This window comes from Rossellomorea aquimaris TF-12, assembly GCF_001648555.1.
Taxonomy (GTDB): domain Bacteria; phylum Bacillota; class Bacilli; order Bacillales; family Bacillaceae_B; genus Rossellomorea; species Rossellomorea aquimaris.
Map to the genome: position 1 here is coordinate 43721 of NZ_LQXM01000020.1, position 14855 is coordinate 58575.

General features: G+C 35.5%; 15 protein-coding genes, 1 pseudogene and 1 riboswitch. Of the genes and pseudogenes, 2 read left to right on the forward strand and 14 right to left on the reverse strand.

Annotation, left to right across the window (positions count from 1 at the left end):
• Positions 1–6 precede the first annotated feature (6 nt).
• The 7 genes from IQI_RS03210 to IQI_RS03240 all read right to left on the reverse strand — a co-directional run bounded on the left by IQI_RS03210 (position 7) and on the right by IQI_RS03240 (position 7988).
• Positions 7–1251, reverse strand: coding sequence for an EAL and HDOD domain-containing protein (locus IQI_RS03210; protein ID WP_064091288.1), 1245 nt, complete (start codon positions 1249–1251; stop codon positions 7–9).
• Positions 1252–1475: 224 nt separating this feature from the next.
• A complete protein-coding gene (locus IQI_RS03215; RefSeq protein WP_064091289.1) occupies positions 1476–2765 on the reverse strand; it encodes an NCS2 family permease in 1290 nt (429 codons plus the stop codon).
• Positions 2766–3031: 266 nt separating this feature from the next.
• Positions 3032–3502, reverse strand: coding sequence for a 6,7-dimethyl-8-ribityllumazine synthase (gene ribH / locus IQI_RS03220; protein ID WP_064091290.1), 471 nt, complete (start codon positions 3500–3502; stop codon positions 3032–3034).
• Between the two features lie 109 nt (positions 3503–3611).
• Positions 3612–4805 carry a bifunctional 3,4-dihydroxy-2-butanone-4-phosphate synthase/GTP cyclohydrolase II gene (locus tag IQI_RS03225; protein ID WP_064091291.1) on the reverse strand — a complete coding sequence of 398 codons (1194 nt, stop codon included), beginning with the start codon at positions 4803–4805 and terminating at the stop codon, positions 3612–3614.
• Between the two features lie 13 nt (positions 4806–4818).
• Positions 4819–5478 (reverse strand): riboflavin synthase, encoded by a 660-nt coding sequence (ribE, locus tag IQI_RS03230; RefSeq protein ID WP_064091292.1) that lies wholly within the window; start codon positions 5476–5478, stop codon positions 4819–4821.
• Positions 5479–5505: 27 nt separating this feature from the next.
• Entirely contained in the window at positions 5506–6603 is a 1098-nt protein-coding gene (gene ribD, locus IQI_RS03235) for a bifunctional diaminohydroxyphosphoribosylaminopyrimidine deaminase/5-amino-6-(5-phosphoribosylamino)uracil reductase RibD (RefSeq protein ID WP_064091293.1), read from the reverse strand.
• 159 nt (positions 6604–6762) lie between these two features.
• Positions 6763–6907: riboswitch (FMN riboswitch) on the reverse strand.
• Between the two features lie 520 nt (positions 6908–7427).
• A complete protein-coding gene (locus IQI_RS03240) occupies positions 7428–7988 on the reverse strand; it encodes a hypothetical protein (RefSeq protein ID WP_064091294.1) in 561 nt (186 codons plus the stop codon).
• Between the two features lie 166 nt (positions 7989–8154).
• Here IQI_RS03240 and IQI_RS21245 point away from each other — a divergent pair.
• Positions 8155–8484, forward strand: a pseudogene (locus tag IQI_RS21245) (insertion element protein); the annotation flags it as partial.
• 188 nt (positions 8485–8672) lie between these two features.
• Positions 8673–9182: a hypothetical protein gene (locus IQI_RS03245; RefSeq protein WP_156509824.1), complete on the forward strand. Its 510-nt coding sequence runs from the start codon at positions 8673–8675 to the stop codon at positions 9180–9182.
• A 297-nt stretch (positions 9183–9479) separates the two neighbouring features.
• Here the strand turns inward: IQI_RS03245 and IQI_RS03250 are convergent, their stop codons facing one another.
• The 7 genes from IQI_RS03250 to IQI_RS03280 form a co-directional block, all read right to left on the reverse strand.
• Positions 9480–9797 carry a four-helix bundle copper-binding protein gene (locus IQI_RS03250; RefSeq protein ID WP_064091296.1) on the reverse strand — a complete coding sequence of 106 codons (318 nt, stop codon included), beginning with the start codon at positions 9795–9797 and terminating at the stop codon, positions 9480–9482.
• Between the two features lie 57 nt (positions 9798–9854).
• Positions 9855–10550 (reverse strand): hypothetical protein, encoded by a 696-nt coding sequence (locus IQI_RS03255; RefSeq protein ID WP_064091297.1) that lies wholly within the window; start codon positions 10548–10550, stop codon positions 9855–9857.
• A gap of 200 nt (positions 10551–10750) precedes the next feature.
• Positions 10751–11632, reverse strand: a complete 882-nt coding sequence (locus IQI_RS03260) for a patatin-like phospholipase family protein (RefSeq protein WP_197489701.1) — start codon at positions 11630–11632, stop codon at positions 10751–10753.
• 246 nt (positions 11633–11878) lie between these two features.
• A complete protein-coding gene (locus IQI_RS03265; RefSeq protein WP_064091298.1) occupies positions 11879–12757 on the reverse strand; it encodes a GNAT family N-acetyltransferase in 879 nt (292 codons plus the stop codon).
• 97 nt (positions 12758–12854) lie between these two features.
• Positions 12855–13631, reverse strand: coding sequence for an ABC transporter permease (locus IQI_RS03270; RefSeq protein ID WP_064091299.1), 777 nt, complete (start codon positions 13629–13631; stop codon positions 12855–12857).
• Positions 13628–14536: an ABC transporter ATP-binding protein gene (locus tag IQI_RS03275; protein WP_231893372.1), complete on the reverse strand. Its 909-nt coding sequence runs from the start codon at positions 14534–14536 to the stop codon at positions 13628–13630. The genes IQI_RS03270 and IQI_RS03275 overlap by 4 nt, the downstream gene beginning before the upstream one ends.
• Positions 14533–14748: a PLD nuclease N-terminal domain-containing protein gene (locus tag IQI_RS03280; RefSeq protein WP_064091300.1), complete on the reverse strand. Its 216-nt coding sequence runs from the start codon at positions 14746–14748 to the stop codon at positions 14533–14535. Before IQI_RS03280 ends, IQI_RS03275 begins: the two co-directional genes overlap by 4 nt.
• Between the last annotated feature and the right edge of the window lie 107 nt (positions 14749–14855).

Genomic DNA, 14855 nt, shown 5'->3' on the forward strand with positions numbered 1-14855 from the left:
CGATGGTTATTTTTCTGTTAATTCATGGGACATTAATTCCTTTGACCATTTACAAGCCTCCTGATAACTGGCTGTAATGTCCTCCCTGGATAAATTAAACTGCTGCATTTTTTTATCTAATAACACCCAATCTGCCTGTTCAATGGAAATCACTAAGTCTAACATGTCTTTCAAACCATTTGACTGCCCTTTCAAGGCGTTGCTTATTTCATCATTTAAAGGTAGATCAACAAGAATCCGATCGATTGGAATGGATAATATGGTCTCCATTAATGAAAACATACCCGTCAGGAAATAACTTGAGACAAGATGATTTTTTTCCTTTTTAAGCGCTAATAGCTCACACATTTTCGCTCTTGTTAAACATAATGTAATCACTTCATTCTCAAGTTGTTTTCTTTTTCCAACTTGTTCACGAACGGCTAAGACGTAAATCCAGCGTTTTATTTCTAATAAGCCTAAAAGCACAATGGCTTGCCGAATAGAATGAATTTTGTGTTTTGGACGATATGCTGGAGAATTAATCAGCTTCAATAGCTTATAAGAGAGAGATAGATCTTGTTCAATTAATTGACTGATAACATCAATACTAGGTTCCGAGATTTCTAAACTTTGAATGATAGAGTAATAAGAGTGAAAATAAGTGGGAATATCATGTGTTGAAATCACTTTAGGTTTGCTAAAGAAATACCCTTGAAAGTATTGGTATCCTTTTCTTTTAGCCTCATGATATTGATCTTGCGTTTCTACTTTTTCCGCCAAAAGCTTAAAACCTAGTAAGCCTGAAAGTATTTCAATACTCCCTCTTGCTTCTTCTGTGGTGCTAAGAAAATCAACCTTTACATAATCTGCAATCTTCATTAACTCTCTACAATACGGATTCGATTCTACAAATACAAAGTCATCCAATGCTATTTTATAGCCTAACGATTTTAGTTCTTCGCAAATAGAAACAATCTCATTGTTAGGTATAACACTTTCAAGAATTTCTACTACAATTTCTCTTGGATTAAAATATGTAGGTACTCTAAGCTTTAATAGGTTCTCTGTAAAATTTATAAAACAAGGCTTTCCTGATGATAACGAATCGATCCCAATATTTAAAAAGCTATTTATAATGACATCAGCAGTTGCTTGATCTCCATCAATATTAGGAAACAGGTTTAGTTCATTATTCCTATATAATAGTTCATAAGCAACTGTTTCCTCATTTCGATCAAAAATTGGCTGCCTGGCAACAAATACTTCCATTAAGTTCACTCCTGCTAAGTTCCTTTTCAACTCAAGACGTCTGCACTAGTCTAAAAGTAACATTCTATAGTAATCTTATAGTATCAAGAAATATGTGGAAAGTCTATGCGAATTGGAAATGATAGTATATTCCATAAAAAGTCATAAAAAAATTGATCCAACTAGTGAATTACTTTCATCTGGTAAAGATAAAATAATTCCTAATTGAATCAATTTTTGTTTTCTTAATGAATGGAATGAACAAAGAAGTTCATTAAAAACAATCCTGCAATAATATAAAGTGGAATGGATACCTCTTTAGCTTTACCAGTCGCCATTTTAAGAATAGGATACAGAATAAATCCAATGGCAATTCCATCAGCAATACTATAAGTAAAAGGAATCATAGCAATGATAAAGATGGCTGGAAATGCTTCAGTTAGGTCACGAAGATCCATATGTCGTATATTTTGAATCATTAGGCCACCAATGATAATAAGAATTGGGGCAATGGCATGATCAGGAATCCATTTTAAATAAGGAATAAACAGTACAGACCCTAAAAATAACACTCCAGTCGTTAATGAGGTTAATCCTGTTCTTCCCCCTGCAGTCATAGCTGCTGCACTTTCCACCGTTGATACCGTTGGACTTGTACCTAAAATCCCTGATGTAAAAGCAGAAAAAGCATTTGCTTGAAAAGCTTTGGAATATTTGTGCTGTTGATTAATCATATCAACATGCCCATGAACAAGGCCAATGTTTTCAAATACTAGAACCATTGTTACCGAGAACACAGCAATCCAAAAAGGTATTTCCAAGATTGAAGCAAATGAGATTTGTCCAAAGACTTCTCCATATTCACTCCATTTAAACGTACTTCCTTGAATAGACGGCTCGATGCCAAATAAGAATCCTAGTACGGTTCCAAATGCGATACTCCATAAAAATTGTCCCTTTACATTCCGAATAAAAAGAAATATCGTCACCAAGAAGGTAAGCACAGTAGCCAAGACCTTCAACTCCCCAAAATCACCAATCGTGATTAAAGCACTGTCTCCTCTTTGAATAAGACCGCCCTTTTCAAGACCAATGAACATTAAAAACATACCTAAACCGACTGTAATGGCTTCTTTTAATGTCTTGGGAATGGCTTCGGATAATACTTTTGATAATTTTGTAAATGCAATGATCATAAAGAGTATTCCTGACACCACAACAACTGCTAATGCTTCCTGCCAAGTTAGTCCTGATGACTTCACTAAAGTAAAGGTAAACATTGCATTAATTCCCATACCTGGAACTAGAAGAATAGGTGCATTAGCCCAAAAAGCCATGACCAAACATCCAATAAAGGAAGCGAGGATAGTTGCCATAACTGCTCCTTCAAATGGAATTCCAGCTTCAGAAAGAATGAGAGCGTTAACTGCGATAATGTACACAATCGTAAAATAGCCGATTGCTCCAGCCATTACCTCTTTCTTCATTGTGGTACCATGATTCTTTAACTGAAAAATACTTCCAAGTGCTTTCATATAATCTTCCTATAAAACTGCCCTCTCCCTACCCGCTCCTCCTACATGAGGGGAGCCACAAGATTCTATTCTAGCAAAAAGGATTGAGGTTGCCAACATAAATCACATAGGAAATTTATTAATTTTTAACTATTGTTTTTCTATGAGCACATACGCCAGGCTTAAAACTCTAGTTTTTTGAGAAGTTTCCCCACCTAAGAGCTTTTGGAAATTGAACAAGCCGATTTCCATATGGAGATCGGCTTGTTCTTAATTCATTCGAACGATTATTTTTCGATATCGCGTATTAGGTTAGCCATTTCAATTGCAGAGACAGCCGCTTCCCATCCTTTATTTCCTGCTTTTGTTCCAGCACGTTCAATAGCTTGTTCGATCGTGTCAGTCGTTAGCACTCCGAAAATCACAGGTATATCTTCTTGTAAGCCAAGATTTGCTACTCCTTTTGCTACTTCTCCGCTAACATATTCAAAGTGAGCGGTAGCTCCTCTTATGACAGTCCCCAAAGTGATCACTGCATCATATTTTCCCGAACGAGCTAACTTTTTTGCGATCATCGGAATTTCAAATGCCCCTGGGACCCAAGTTATTGATACATTTTCTTCTTCCACACCGTGTCTTCTTAATGCATCCTCTGCTCCTCCTAATAGCTTAGAAGTAATAAACTCATTAAAACGTGATACCACAATCGCAACTCTTAATCCAGTTCCTACCAAATTACCTTCATATATCGTTTTCATACTAAATTCCTCCTACAATTTTATAAGTATTGTTTACTGATGATTATCTATGAAAAGGCCAATCTGCTCTTTTTTTATGGTGATACTTTGATTACCATAATGGCCTACACTAAAACTTCAAAATATGACCTAATTTTGAATGCTTGGTCTTTAAATATTTTTCGTTTTCAGCTTTTGATGGCATTTGAATTGGAACACGGTCAACAATCTCTAATCCATATCCATTTATCCCTGCAATTTTCTTAGGGTTATTGGTTAGCAATCTCATTTTGGTGATGTTTAAGTCACTTAGTATTTGAGCCCCAATTCCATATTCTCGTAGGTCATCACCAAAACCTAACTTTTTATTTGCTTCTACAGTGTCATACCCTTCTTCTTGGAGCTTGTAGGCTTTTAGTTTATTGATTAAACCAATTCCTCTTCCTTCCTGACGCATATAAAGGAGAACCCCTTTTCCTTCTGCTTGAATTTGCGTTAATGCAGTGGTTAATTGTGGACCACAATCACACCTATTCGATCCAAATACATCTCCCGTCAAGCATTCTGAATGAACTCGAACAAGAATAGCTTCATCCTCGGACCAAGTTCCCTTTACTAAAGCAATATGCTCTTTTCCAGTAAGGTTTTCAGTGTAGGCTACGGCTTTAAATTGACCAAATTCAGTTGGTAGTTCGATTTCAACTTCACGAGTGATCAATTTTTCTTTTTTTCTTCGATAGCGAATAAGGTCTTCAATTGAAATCATCTTCAAATCCCATTTTTCTGCCATCTTCATTAATTCAGGAACTCTTGCCATTGTTCCATCTTCATTCATGATTTCACAAATAACACCAGATGGTGCCGATCCTGCAAGCATAGCCAAGTCAATAGCTGCTTCTGTATGACCGGCTCGTTTTAATACTCCGCCTTTTTTTGCAACGAGAGGAAATATATGTCCTGGACGTTTAAAATCTTCTGGCTGTGAAGCTGGATTTAACAATTCACGAATCGTTGTTGATCTTTCAAATGCACTAATTCCGGTTGTAGCAGACTTATGATCTACTGAAATGGTAAATGCAGTACCATGAGGGTCTGTATTTAATGTTGCCATGGGTTCCAATTTTAATTTAGCAGCTATACCTTCCGTAATAGGCGCACAAATTAACCCTCTTCCTTCTTTTGCCATAAAGTTAACCACTTCAGGAGTCGCCTTATCTGAAAGGGCAATGAAATCACCCTCATTTTCACGATTTTCATCATCAACTACAATAACCACTTTTCCTGCTTTGAGATCTTCAATGGCTTCTTCAATACTATGAAACACGGCTCTTCCTCCTCTATACGTTACCAAATCCGTTTTTGGTTAAGAAATCATAACTAATTCCACCTGAAGTGCTTGATGATTCTTTACTAACTTCATAGAATCGATGGAAGTACTTCGCCATCACATCACACTCAAGGTTGACTATATCTCCTATCTTCTTTTCCCCTAGGATGGTGTCTCCCCTTGTTTGTGGAATAAGAGAGACTGTCAGGGAGTCTTCAGTAATTCTAAATACTGTTAAAGAGATTCCATCTATTGCAACAGAGCCTTTCATGATAAACAAGTGCTGTAATTCTTTTGGAAAGGAAATATCTACATAGATAGCATTTTCAACTTGTTTCATGTCTTTAATCAAACCAACGCAATCAACATGTCCATTTACAAAATGACCGCCAAATCGACCATTGGCTGACATAGCTCTTTCTAAATTAACCTTTGAACCAATTGTCAACTTTCTTAATGTCGTTGCTTCAAAGGTTTCTGGCATGACATCAACTTGAAATTGTTTATCTGTAAAACGAGTTACTGTCAAACAAACTCCATTTACACTGATGCTATCACCTATATGGGCATCACGTAAGACATTATTTGCTGAAATAGAAAGTTCCATAGAAGATGAAGACTTTTTTATTCCATTTATCCTACCAATTTCTTCTATAATTCCAGTAAACATTCCATTCTCCCCCTTTAATCCATTAAGTTAGCGGGATATTTCTATTTTTGGCAAAGCAACTATTTTTATATCCGGACCAATTCGATTAATATACTGAATATCCATCTTTAGCCCTTCTGCAATCGTATTAAAGCCTTTACCGCCAAAGCTTTGAAATGCATCACTTCCCCCAACAAGAGTCGGTGACATATACATGATCAGCTCTTGAAAAGCTTTTTCTTTAAGGAAAGTAGAATGAATCGTTGATCCACCTTCTACATACAAAGAAAGAATATTACGTTTCCCTAATTCAACAAGAACAGTATTGATATCTATCTTTTCCATTTGAAGTGAAATAATTTCACATCCTTTTTCCAGATAGGGTTTTTTCTGCTCTTCCGATATTCCATTTCTTGTGAAAATGATAGTAGGACTTTCATTGTCCTGTACAATATTTGAAAGTATAGGTGTTCGAAGGTTGCTATCTAAAATGACTCGAATGGGGTTTTTTCCGCCTTGGGGCAAACGGGTGGTAAGGTGTGGGTTATCACGAATGATTGTATTCACTCCAACTAATATCGCGTCATGCCGATGACGATCATAGTGGACATTTTCTCTAGATGCCTCTGAGGTAATCCATTTGCTATCTCCTGAAGCAGTTGCTGTTTTACCATCTAATGTAACAGCAGTTTTTAATGTTACAAACGGTGTACCGAATTGAATAAAATGAAAGAAATGCTTATTCAGTTCTAATGCTTCCTCTTGATGGTCGCCAATTTCCACCTCAATGCCTGCTTCAATTAATTGTTTTATTCCCTTACCTCCTACTAACGGATTTGGATCGGTACTTGCAATAAAGACTTTTTTAATACCGCTTGAAATAATTAATTGAGAACAAGGAGGTGTTTTACCATAGTGTGAACAGGGCTCCAGAGTAACATAAATGTCCGCTCCTTTTGCTTTTTCCCCTGCTGCAGTAATTGCATGAACCTCTGCATGACCACCACCTGCCTTAAGATGAGCACCCATCCCGACAATTTCACCATCCTTGACCACGACAGCACCAACTGCAGGATTTGGAGACGTTTGGCCCAGAGTAGACTTAGCCATGTTAAGAGCAAGTTCCATGTAATCTATTCCATTCATTCTGTTCACCTCCGATTTTTATAAAGTCTAAGAATAATAAAATTTAAAAACCCCAAGTACAAAAAACTACTTGGGGGGAAGTTTGGCATGACTAAATAAAGCACTCATAGGTATAATTAAAAAATGAATCATTTCATACATTAAACCATTAGAATACTGCCGTTCCTTCTCCCATCCAGACTTTCACTGTCGGCTTTGGAGTTTCACCAAATCCACCGCCTAATATAGCATTAGCCGGGTCACGGACTAAGAGCCATTGCTCATCACCGCCGGTAGGGAATTTCACCCTGCCCCGAAGGAAACCTATTCGATTACCTCTGATTATCTATGTTAGAATACTTAACTGTCAAGTTTTCCACTTTATCATATCGGAGGTGTATTTTGGGGTTCTCATTCATTTGCACTATTCCATTAGAGTTTACTGATATAAATAGAGATAAAAATTGAGAGTGAGGACTGTTAATTATCATTCCATTTAACTGTTTGTACATTTTTGGAAGGAAATGTCTTAATTTAAGTTCTTTTCGTAAGTTTTTCTGCTTTTGAAAAGAGAGTGGAGGTTGATTTCCGCTTCACGTGCTCGCTTTCCACGGGGCGTGAATTGAGCTAAGGAGGATAGGCCGAAAGCTAGCTGTAAGCGGAGCAGTCCCCCTCACCATCTAGCGTATACTGTTTGACAGAGACACAGGCAAAAATTTTTCAAAAAAATAACAAGCCTTGCGAAAACAGCCTAAATTTTAAACTTATTTATATTTATCGTATTAATAAGGAAAGAGCTTCAGTATGGTAAATAACAAAAGAGATGGAAAGTCCCATCCCTTTCGTTATTTATTTGTTTCCTTAATTATTGATTCAACAAATTCAAATGCTTTTTCTTTATTCAATCCTTCTCTCAAAGCAAAATCAATCGAATAAGAGCCTTCATTTACGTTAAAGAACGTAAATAACCTTTCTTCATCCTTAACCATAATTTCTCTAACATTAACAGCTACACCATTAATGATCTTAGTTTCGCTATCGCCGTTTCCATCTGAAAGTTCATAATTACTGTATGTTATCCTAAAAAGGAAAGGTTCTCCATCATACAATCCGTATAAAACTTTCGAACCTACATTTTTTTCGTGGTTTTTAATGAAATTCTCATCCATCAATTCACCTTTTTCTTTAGAATATACAACAGTTAATTCCTTTTTGTCGCCAGTAGGTGGATATATTATCTCTGCTGATGTGATAGGGTACTCTTCATACTCGGGTATAAATAGTTCTGTGCCAAATTCTTCTGTTGATTTTTCCAAAAAAGAATCTACAATTCCATTTGATTGAGAAGAACAACCACTGACAATTAACAACAAGCCAATTAGCAAAATAATAATTCTCTTATTCAATTCATCAGACCCCTATATTTTTATTGTGTCTTCATTATTTCATTTTAACATATACTTCCATAATCTTTTTAAATAAGGAAAAGTTTTACAAGAAAATTCAGTAGACAGGATAGCTTCTGTTAAGTTAGCGACAGACTTGAAGACTCATTTCTTTTCCAAAGAGATTGTTGACTGCACAACCAATGTAAGTGAGTATGACGCAGATTATATAGCAAACTTGATATTAAATGTTAGTGACAGACCAACCAATAATTTTATGCAACATATCAGGCGTAGGTTATCAGTGCTCGAAAGACCACTTGTGACAGCTAGAGGAAAGGGCAAGAGCTATATATATGCGAATTTCAACCCGAAGTATGCTCAGATGTCTTCGACCATTTTGAGAACATATTATAATTTTTGTCTAGAATCGAAGAAGACAAAGCTCACGCCAGCTCAAAAACTGGGCTTAACGGATAAACAGTTTACATTAAATGACGTTCTTTATTTTAAATAGGCTTGTAAAAATCCTCCTGTAATTGAGGGAGGATGATTTTTTAAAAGGTAAAATGGAATTTTATGTTAAACTAATAATAAGATATTTGAAAATTGCTTATTCAATTAACGGGCAGGATTATTTAATAAGTCTATAAATAAGGATGATTAACAAAGAGGAGGTGCTTGATAATGAAAAGGAGGAAACTATTGTTTGTTACTTTTGGTATATTGGTTGTTTCAATTTTAACTTTTTATTTTAATGGTACCAAACAGTTATATGGGAATGATGAAGCATCAATAGTTAAATTAATTAATTCTATTGAGGGATATGAACATAAATTAATTGAAATCTTGGAGATAAAAGATTTTGATGATTTAAGAATTGTAGCGTTTTTAGCTAATAATAAACCAGGCTACATAGAGTTTACTGAAAATAAAAAAGGTAACTTTATATGGAGATATATAGAAGTTAAAGAGAATGAGACATTTAGTTCTTTTAATATTTCTCCTCGAAAAATGATGTTTGTGACCAATAACGAAAATAAAATTGCTAAATTGCAAGTAGATATAAATGAGCAAAGATTTAAATGGGATTTTATCCCGAATAAAGCAACTGTAACTTGGGCTGATTTACCACAAACAGATAATAACCAATATACATTTCGGAACTATAAGTATTTTAATAAAGATGGAATTATTATTAAGGAATTTGAATAACCAGCTAGTAAACAATCGGGTGCATATCAAAAGCAATTCGCATGTTCTATCGATTCAAGTATTCCAGAAAAGGGCGCTTTATTTGAATAAGACATTCTAAACTTAAAAGGACTGACTCTAATTTAGAGTCGGTCCTTTTAAGTTTAGAATTATACTGTGGTTTACTCAGAGAAATTTGTGTGATTTTATATGAGATTTTATACGTTTTTTATCTGTTTGCACCTCACAAGTAAACCCGTTATTCTCAAAAAGGGGGGTTATTATTTAGTGAATTTCACTTCTGAACAAGGTCAATATTTAAATAAGTTTTCTACATTCCTCAGCACAATCAAAACACGCTTTTGCACAATCCTGACAATGCTGATGGTCATGTGACTTGCACTCACTTCCACAGGCGTCACAAATTTCTGCACACAGATTTAAGATTTGAGGTACAAACTTACTGCTCCGTTGCATGGCATTTATTGTGTAAGAACAAATATCAGCACATTCTCGATCCAGCTCAATGCAGGCCATCATTCTTTGTTCTTCTTTTAAGGATGCATGATAACATACATTGCAAGCCTCCAGACATCTTTCTAATGCAGTTAAACATTGCTTGTAATCGGCATTCATATCCTCACCTCCATACACATTCCTTAATAGAATACCCCATTTAAAAAAAAGGATAACTTAAGTGGAAACAAAATAATCACTATCGATATACCATAGAAAGATGAGAAGCCAATCCTGCTCTTCTGAATAGGTTTCAAAAAAAGAGATGTAGCTATGATGGAAGTCAAATAACTGTTGAATACTTTGAGGAAGGTATCCCTTTTGCAAGGATAAATAATTTTTCCCATTATAATTTAATATCCATCGCTTGTTCCCCCTGTAAAGAAGGATGGTTTCACCACTTATTGATTTCCATTCAATGGCTGTAGAACTTTGATACTTTAATTGAAATGACATTTTTACATTTTCATGATCAATTTGAATACTCTTACTCCATTTAAGGAAAGAGACAGCTTGCTTATCTTTACGGTGAAGAATATAGTGCTTTGGCTTATTCAATAGGGAAGTTCTTTGAATAAAATAATCAGACCAGCCATTGGTCTTTAAGTAATAAAACCCTTCATTTGTATTGACACCTATTAACGAATGTTGGGAAACGGGCAGATCCTCGTAATAGAGTCTACTAGCTTTTTTTATTTCCTTTTTACAGGTGAAGCTTAAGTAAAGGTTCGAAAACGCAGGTAAAAAAACTAGTAAGGGAAAATAGAATAACTTTTCCATTACTATCAGCATACCTACACCAATAAGAAAATACATCACGCTACGAAAAAGAAATGTATATTGTTCATTTTTATAAATATGGTAGAGGTTCATGAAATGCTCGTCCTTTCAATGAATCTTTACCATATGTATGTGACTATTCACAAATTAGAACAATGTTAAAGATGTTGTTCACTTTCTAAAACGCTCCTTTCGTCACCCTTGGTGGGTTTGAGAGTCAATGGATGAAAAGCAGAAATCTTTTTGAAACAGCTTATTTATTAAAAGAAATAAATTCTAAAACATTTCATACTTTATGAATTTACTGATTCTTGTAGTTGATCTGAACTCCATTCACGAATTTGATGAAGTTTTTCTTTCGCATCATGGTATCCCTGCCAATACAATTGATCTAGTTTTTTTCGATTTTTTTCAATTCGGCTTACTTTTAACGGTACTTGAGGTTGTATGATAAGAACTTCTCCGTTTTTTTCCCTTTCCTCTAGCTCTGCCACCGTTTGATTATAATGTAAATAACGATTCATCATGGTTTCGTGTAACAGTGGGTATTGTGGATATTTTCTTTTGATTAAAAAGGAAAATCGGGATGGCTTTTTTAAGTATCCCTTGTTTCTTGTTAAAATGACTACATTTTTTTGATAGCCATCTTGTTCAGCTTTCTTAATTGGAACAGGATCACTAATCCCACCATCCAATAAGTGTTGGGATTGATGCTCTACAATCGGTGCCACAAATGGAAGGGAACTGGATGCACGAATAATCGTCAGAAGATCCTCACCATAATTTTCTTTAGAAAAATATTTCGGTTTGCCTGTATGACAATCCGTCGTCCCTATGACAAACTCAGAAGGGTTCGAATGAAAAGTTTCATAATCAAATGGAACTAGTTTATTAGGTATTTCATTAAAAACATAGTCCATCCCAAATAGCTCCCCGGTTTTCCAATAATTTCTCCATGAGAGGTATTTAGGATCTCGGATAAAGTCTACATTCACTTTCTTATTGCGACCGTTTTGTTTGGATAAATACGAAGCTGCATTACATGCCCCTGCTGATACTCCTATAACATAGGGAAACTCTATTCCTTTTTCTAAAAAGCATTCAAGAGCTCCTGCTGTGTAGATCCCCCTCATTCCCCCACCTTCTAGAACGAGTCCAGTATTTTCAATCAACATGTTTAGTACCTCCCTATTGCTTCAAAATACACATACATACTTTTTAGAAAATAAGTTTTAACAGAACCAAATATGTTCCAATTTCACATTTTCTCAAGCACCTGTTTCAAACACACCTCTAATTTTCCCACAAAAAAATAAGCGTGAGTACCATTTTGCTTAAATGTTAACGTATGTTTAAATTCTATTTCATTACCAGGTTCTTTCATAGCTTCTTGGAGTGGGATATTTTCAAAACGATTTAAATCATCTCTTTTTTTCTAGTGGAATGAGTCTGGCCTCACATGTCTTTTCATAAAATTCAATGGGTCCAGCTTCTTTTAATAGTGCGTACATATACCCTTTTTCTTTCATTTTTTGAAGAGCTGTATAAAGTAGACCTTTCCCTACACCTTTATGTCGTGTTGTAGGAACCACTCCCATTGGCCCATATATGCCTTTTTTATTCTGAAACACATCGAAGGCTGCAAATCCAATAATTTCATCATTTTCTGAAGCCATTACAAGTGGAATTTTTTGGTGTGAAGGATGAAACCCATTTAGCAATGTTTTTGACCAAAGCTTTCCAAAATGGGTTTCAACAAATTGGGTTAGAGCATTTTGGTCATGATGCTGTACTTGTTTAATTAGAATAGAAGAATCGATTGAATAGGACCAATCTTTCTTTACTACATTCACTATCAAATCCCTTGCTGTTGTGGCGCATTGGATGATTTCCTCATGAGGTAGCCCCTTCAGTTCATATTTCAGTTGGGGATTTTCATGGAGATGGGTGTAAAAAGCCTTAATGATATGTCCTTCATTTAAGAACGTTTGATTATATCTCCTCATGACCTCAACAGATGTTTTCCAGATTCTCATTGCTTTAGTGGATAATGACATGGTAAACGGTACGATTCTTTCAAGGCTGGATTTTTCACAGGGAGTGTCTTCATAGATGCTTTCCAATTGGTCTTTATATGGCTCAATTAGATGATACATCTCAAGTAAGGTTCCCTCTTTTACGAGAGCTGCTCCTAAAAATAAATCTAAGCTTCCAACTGATTCTCGATTACTGCTTTTAGCCCTTGATTCAGCATGTTGGATCAGAGTTTTTACTTTATTCGTAAGTTTATATGGCTCCATGTAGGTCCGTCCCTCCTATTTCACTATTATTTCGACAAAAATTTTGGAAATCCTGTTGCTTGGGAGAGGTCCGTCCCTAAAAAAAGCTGACTTATTGTCAGCTTAGTTCTTTTTTCTTGAAGAGGACGGGTGTGATGAGAAGAATGATAAGGCATAGTGTGCTTGTTAGGATTATGGTGATGGTAAGATTTTTTGGCCAGGTTTGATTGAACAATATATTATCTAAGTAGTTTGAAAGCTGCGCTGGTGACCACTTTAGTTTTTTTGTAAGATAGCCAGATACAAAGTTTAGAAGAATGGATAGTCCAATTGTAAAAAAGGCAGCTAGTCCAGATACATTTACAATACTACTGAAAAAAATCACCAGGGTTATAATGAAGGTCAGCCAAATACCATATACAAAAAGGGTTTGAAGAAAGGCAGCTGCTTGAATGTCTTCAAATAATAAATTGATATAGTACCAGCTCGATAGCATTCCGAGAATGTAGGAAACCCATATTAGTACCGTAGCAGATAACCACTTAGAATAAATATAAGCATGATAGGATACAGGCTTAACCAGCACCATTACAGCATTTCCACTCTTTCTTTCTCCTGAAACGATTCCCATAAAACCTAAAACGACAACTAGGATACCAAACGTATTAAATTGACTAATAGTCGACAATAAGACTTCTTCAGAGGAAGGTGTTGGAATTTGAATAACGGTGCCTTCTGGTAAATCTCCTACAGAATTTAATATTTCCGGTAAGTAGTATGCTGTTAACGGTTCTGTTAGACCAAAAAGAATAAACACCATTGGCATCCACATCCATTTGTAATTTCGTGTTAATTCCATCATTTCTTTTCTAAATAAAACCCACAGGATTTTCATTTCTTCATCACCTTCATAAAGAGTTCTTCCAAGCTATGGTCACTGCTTTCAAATCTTGATACAGGCAAGTTCTTTTCTGCGATGAGTGTGAATATTCTTGCTCTATCCTTTTCCAATTCCTTTACTTCGAGTGATAATGTATTTCCTTCAGCTCTAACTTGCTGAATCCACTCTTTATTCACAAAGTAAGACTTATATACCTCAGCACCATCGTTAAAATGGAGATTGAACTTAGGAGTCTGATGTTTTTCTTTTACTTGAACTAATGGACCTTGTTCAATTAGAACGCCTTCGTGTAAAAACAATACATCATCACATACTTGCTCTGCATCATTTAGAATATGAGTCGAAAAAAGGATTGTCGTTTCATCCTTTAACTTCTTTAAAAGCTCCAGCACTTCTCTTCTCCCAAAAGGATCTAAAGCAGATACAGGTTCATCCAGAATGACGAGATTCGGTTTGTGTATAAGCGCCTGAGCAATTCCTAGACGTTGCCTCATTCCACCGGAATATTGACCAATTCTTCTATTTTTACCTTCTGAGAGCCCAACTAACTCTAGGATTTCATCACAACGCAATATAGAATTCTTCCTTGAAAGTCCAGCAATTTCACCCGAAAACACAAGATATTCAACCCCCGTCATCCAATCAAAGAAAGAGGGGTACTGTGGTAAATAACCGATCATGCTCCGCATGTCTTTGTTAGAAGTATTGGGATTCAAAATAGTTCCAGTAGTCGGGGTAATTAACCCAGCCAGCATATTTAAAGTGGTTGTTTTACCTGCTCCATTAGGACCTAATAATGCTGTACAGTTACCTTTCTTCAATTGAAATGAAACTGATTTCACTGCATGTTTATCTTGGTACTTTTTTTCTAATGAAATTACTTCTAATACATTTATCATCCATTTTGCCTTCTTCCAAAGATAAAATAAAGGATGGGTCCGATAATATTTACAAATAAAATAATGAGGAGCCAAACCCACTTAGGACCCTTTGTTTCCTTTATTCGAATTACATCCACTAGAGCCACCACGATTAATAATAATTGTATTAGAATGACTGGAGCAATTAATCCCCAATTAATGCTTTGTAAAGCTTCTTGAAATTCATTCATTTACATTTCCTCCTCTACATTAAATAACTATAAGACGGTTAAGTACTGAAATCGTTCATAAATTCAGAAGAAATTTATTTTCTATTTTTTCGCATTAAAAGAGCCAC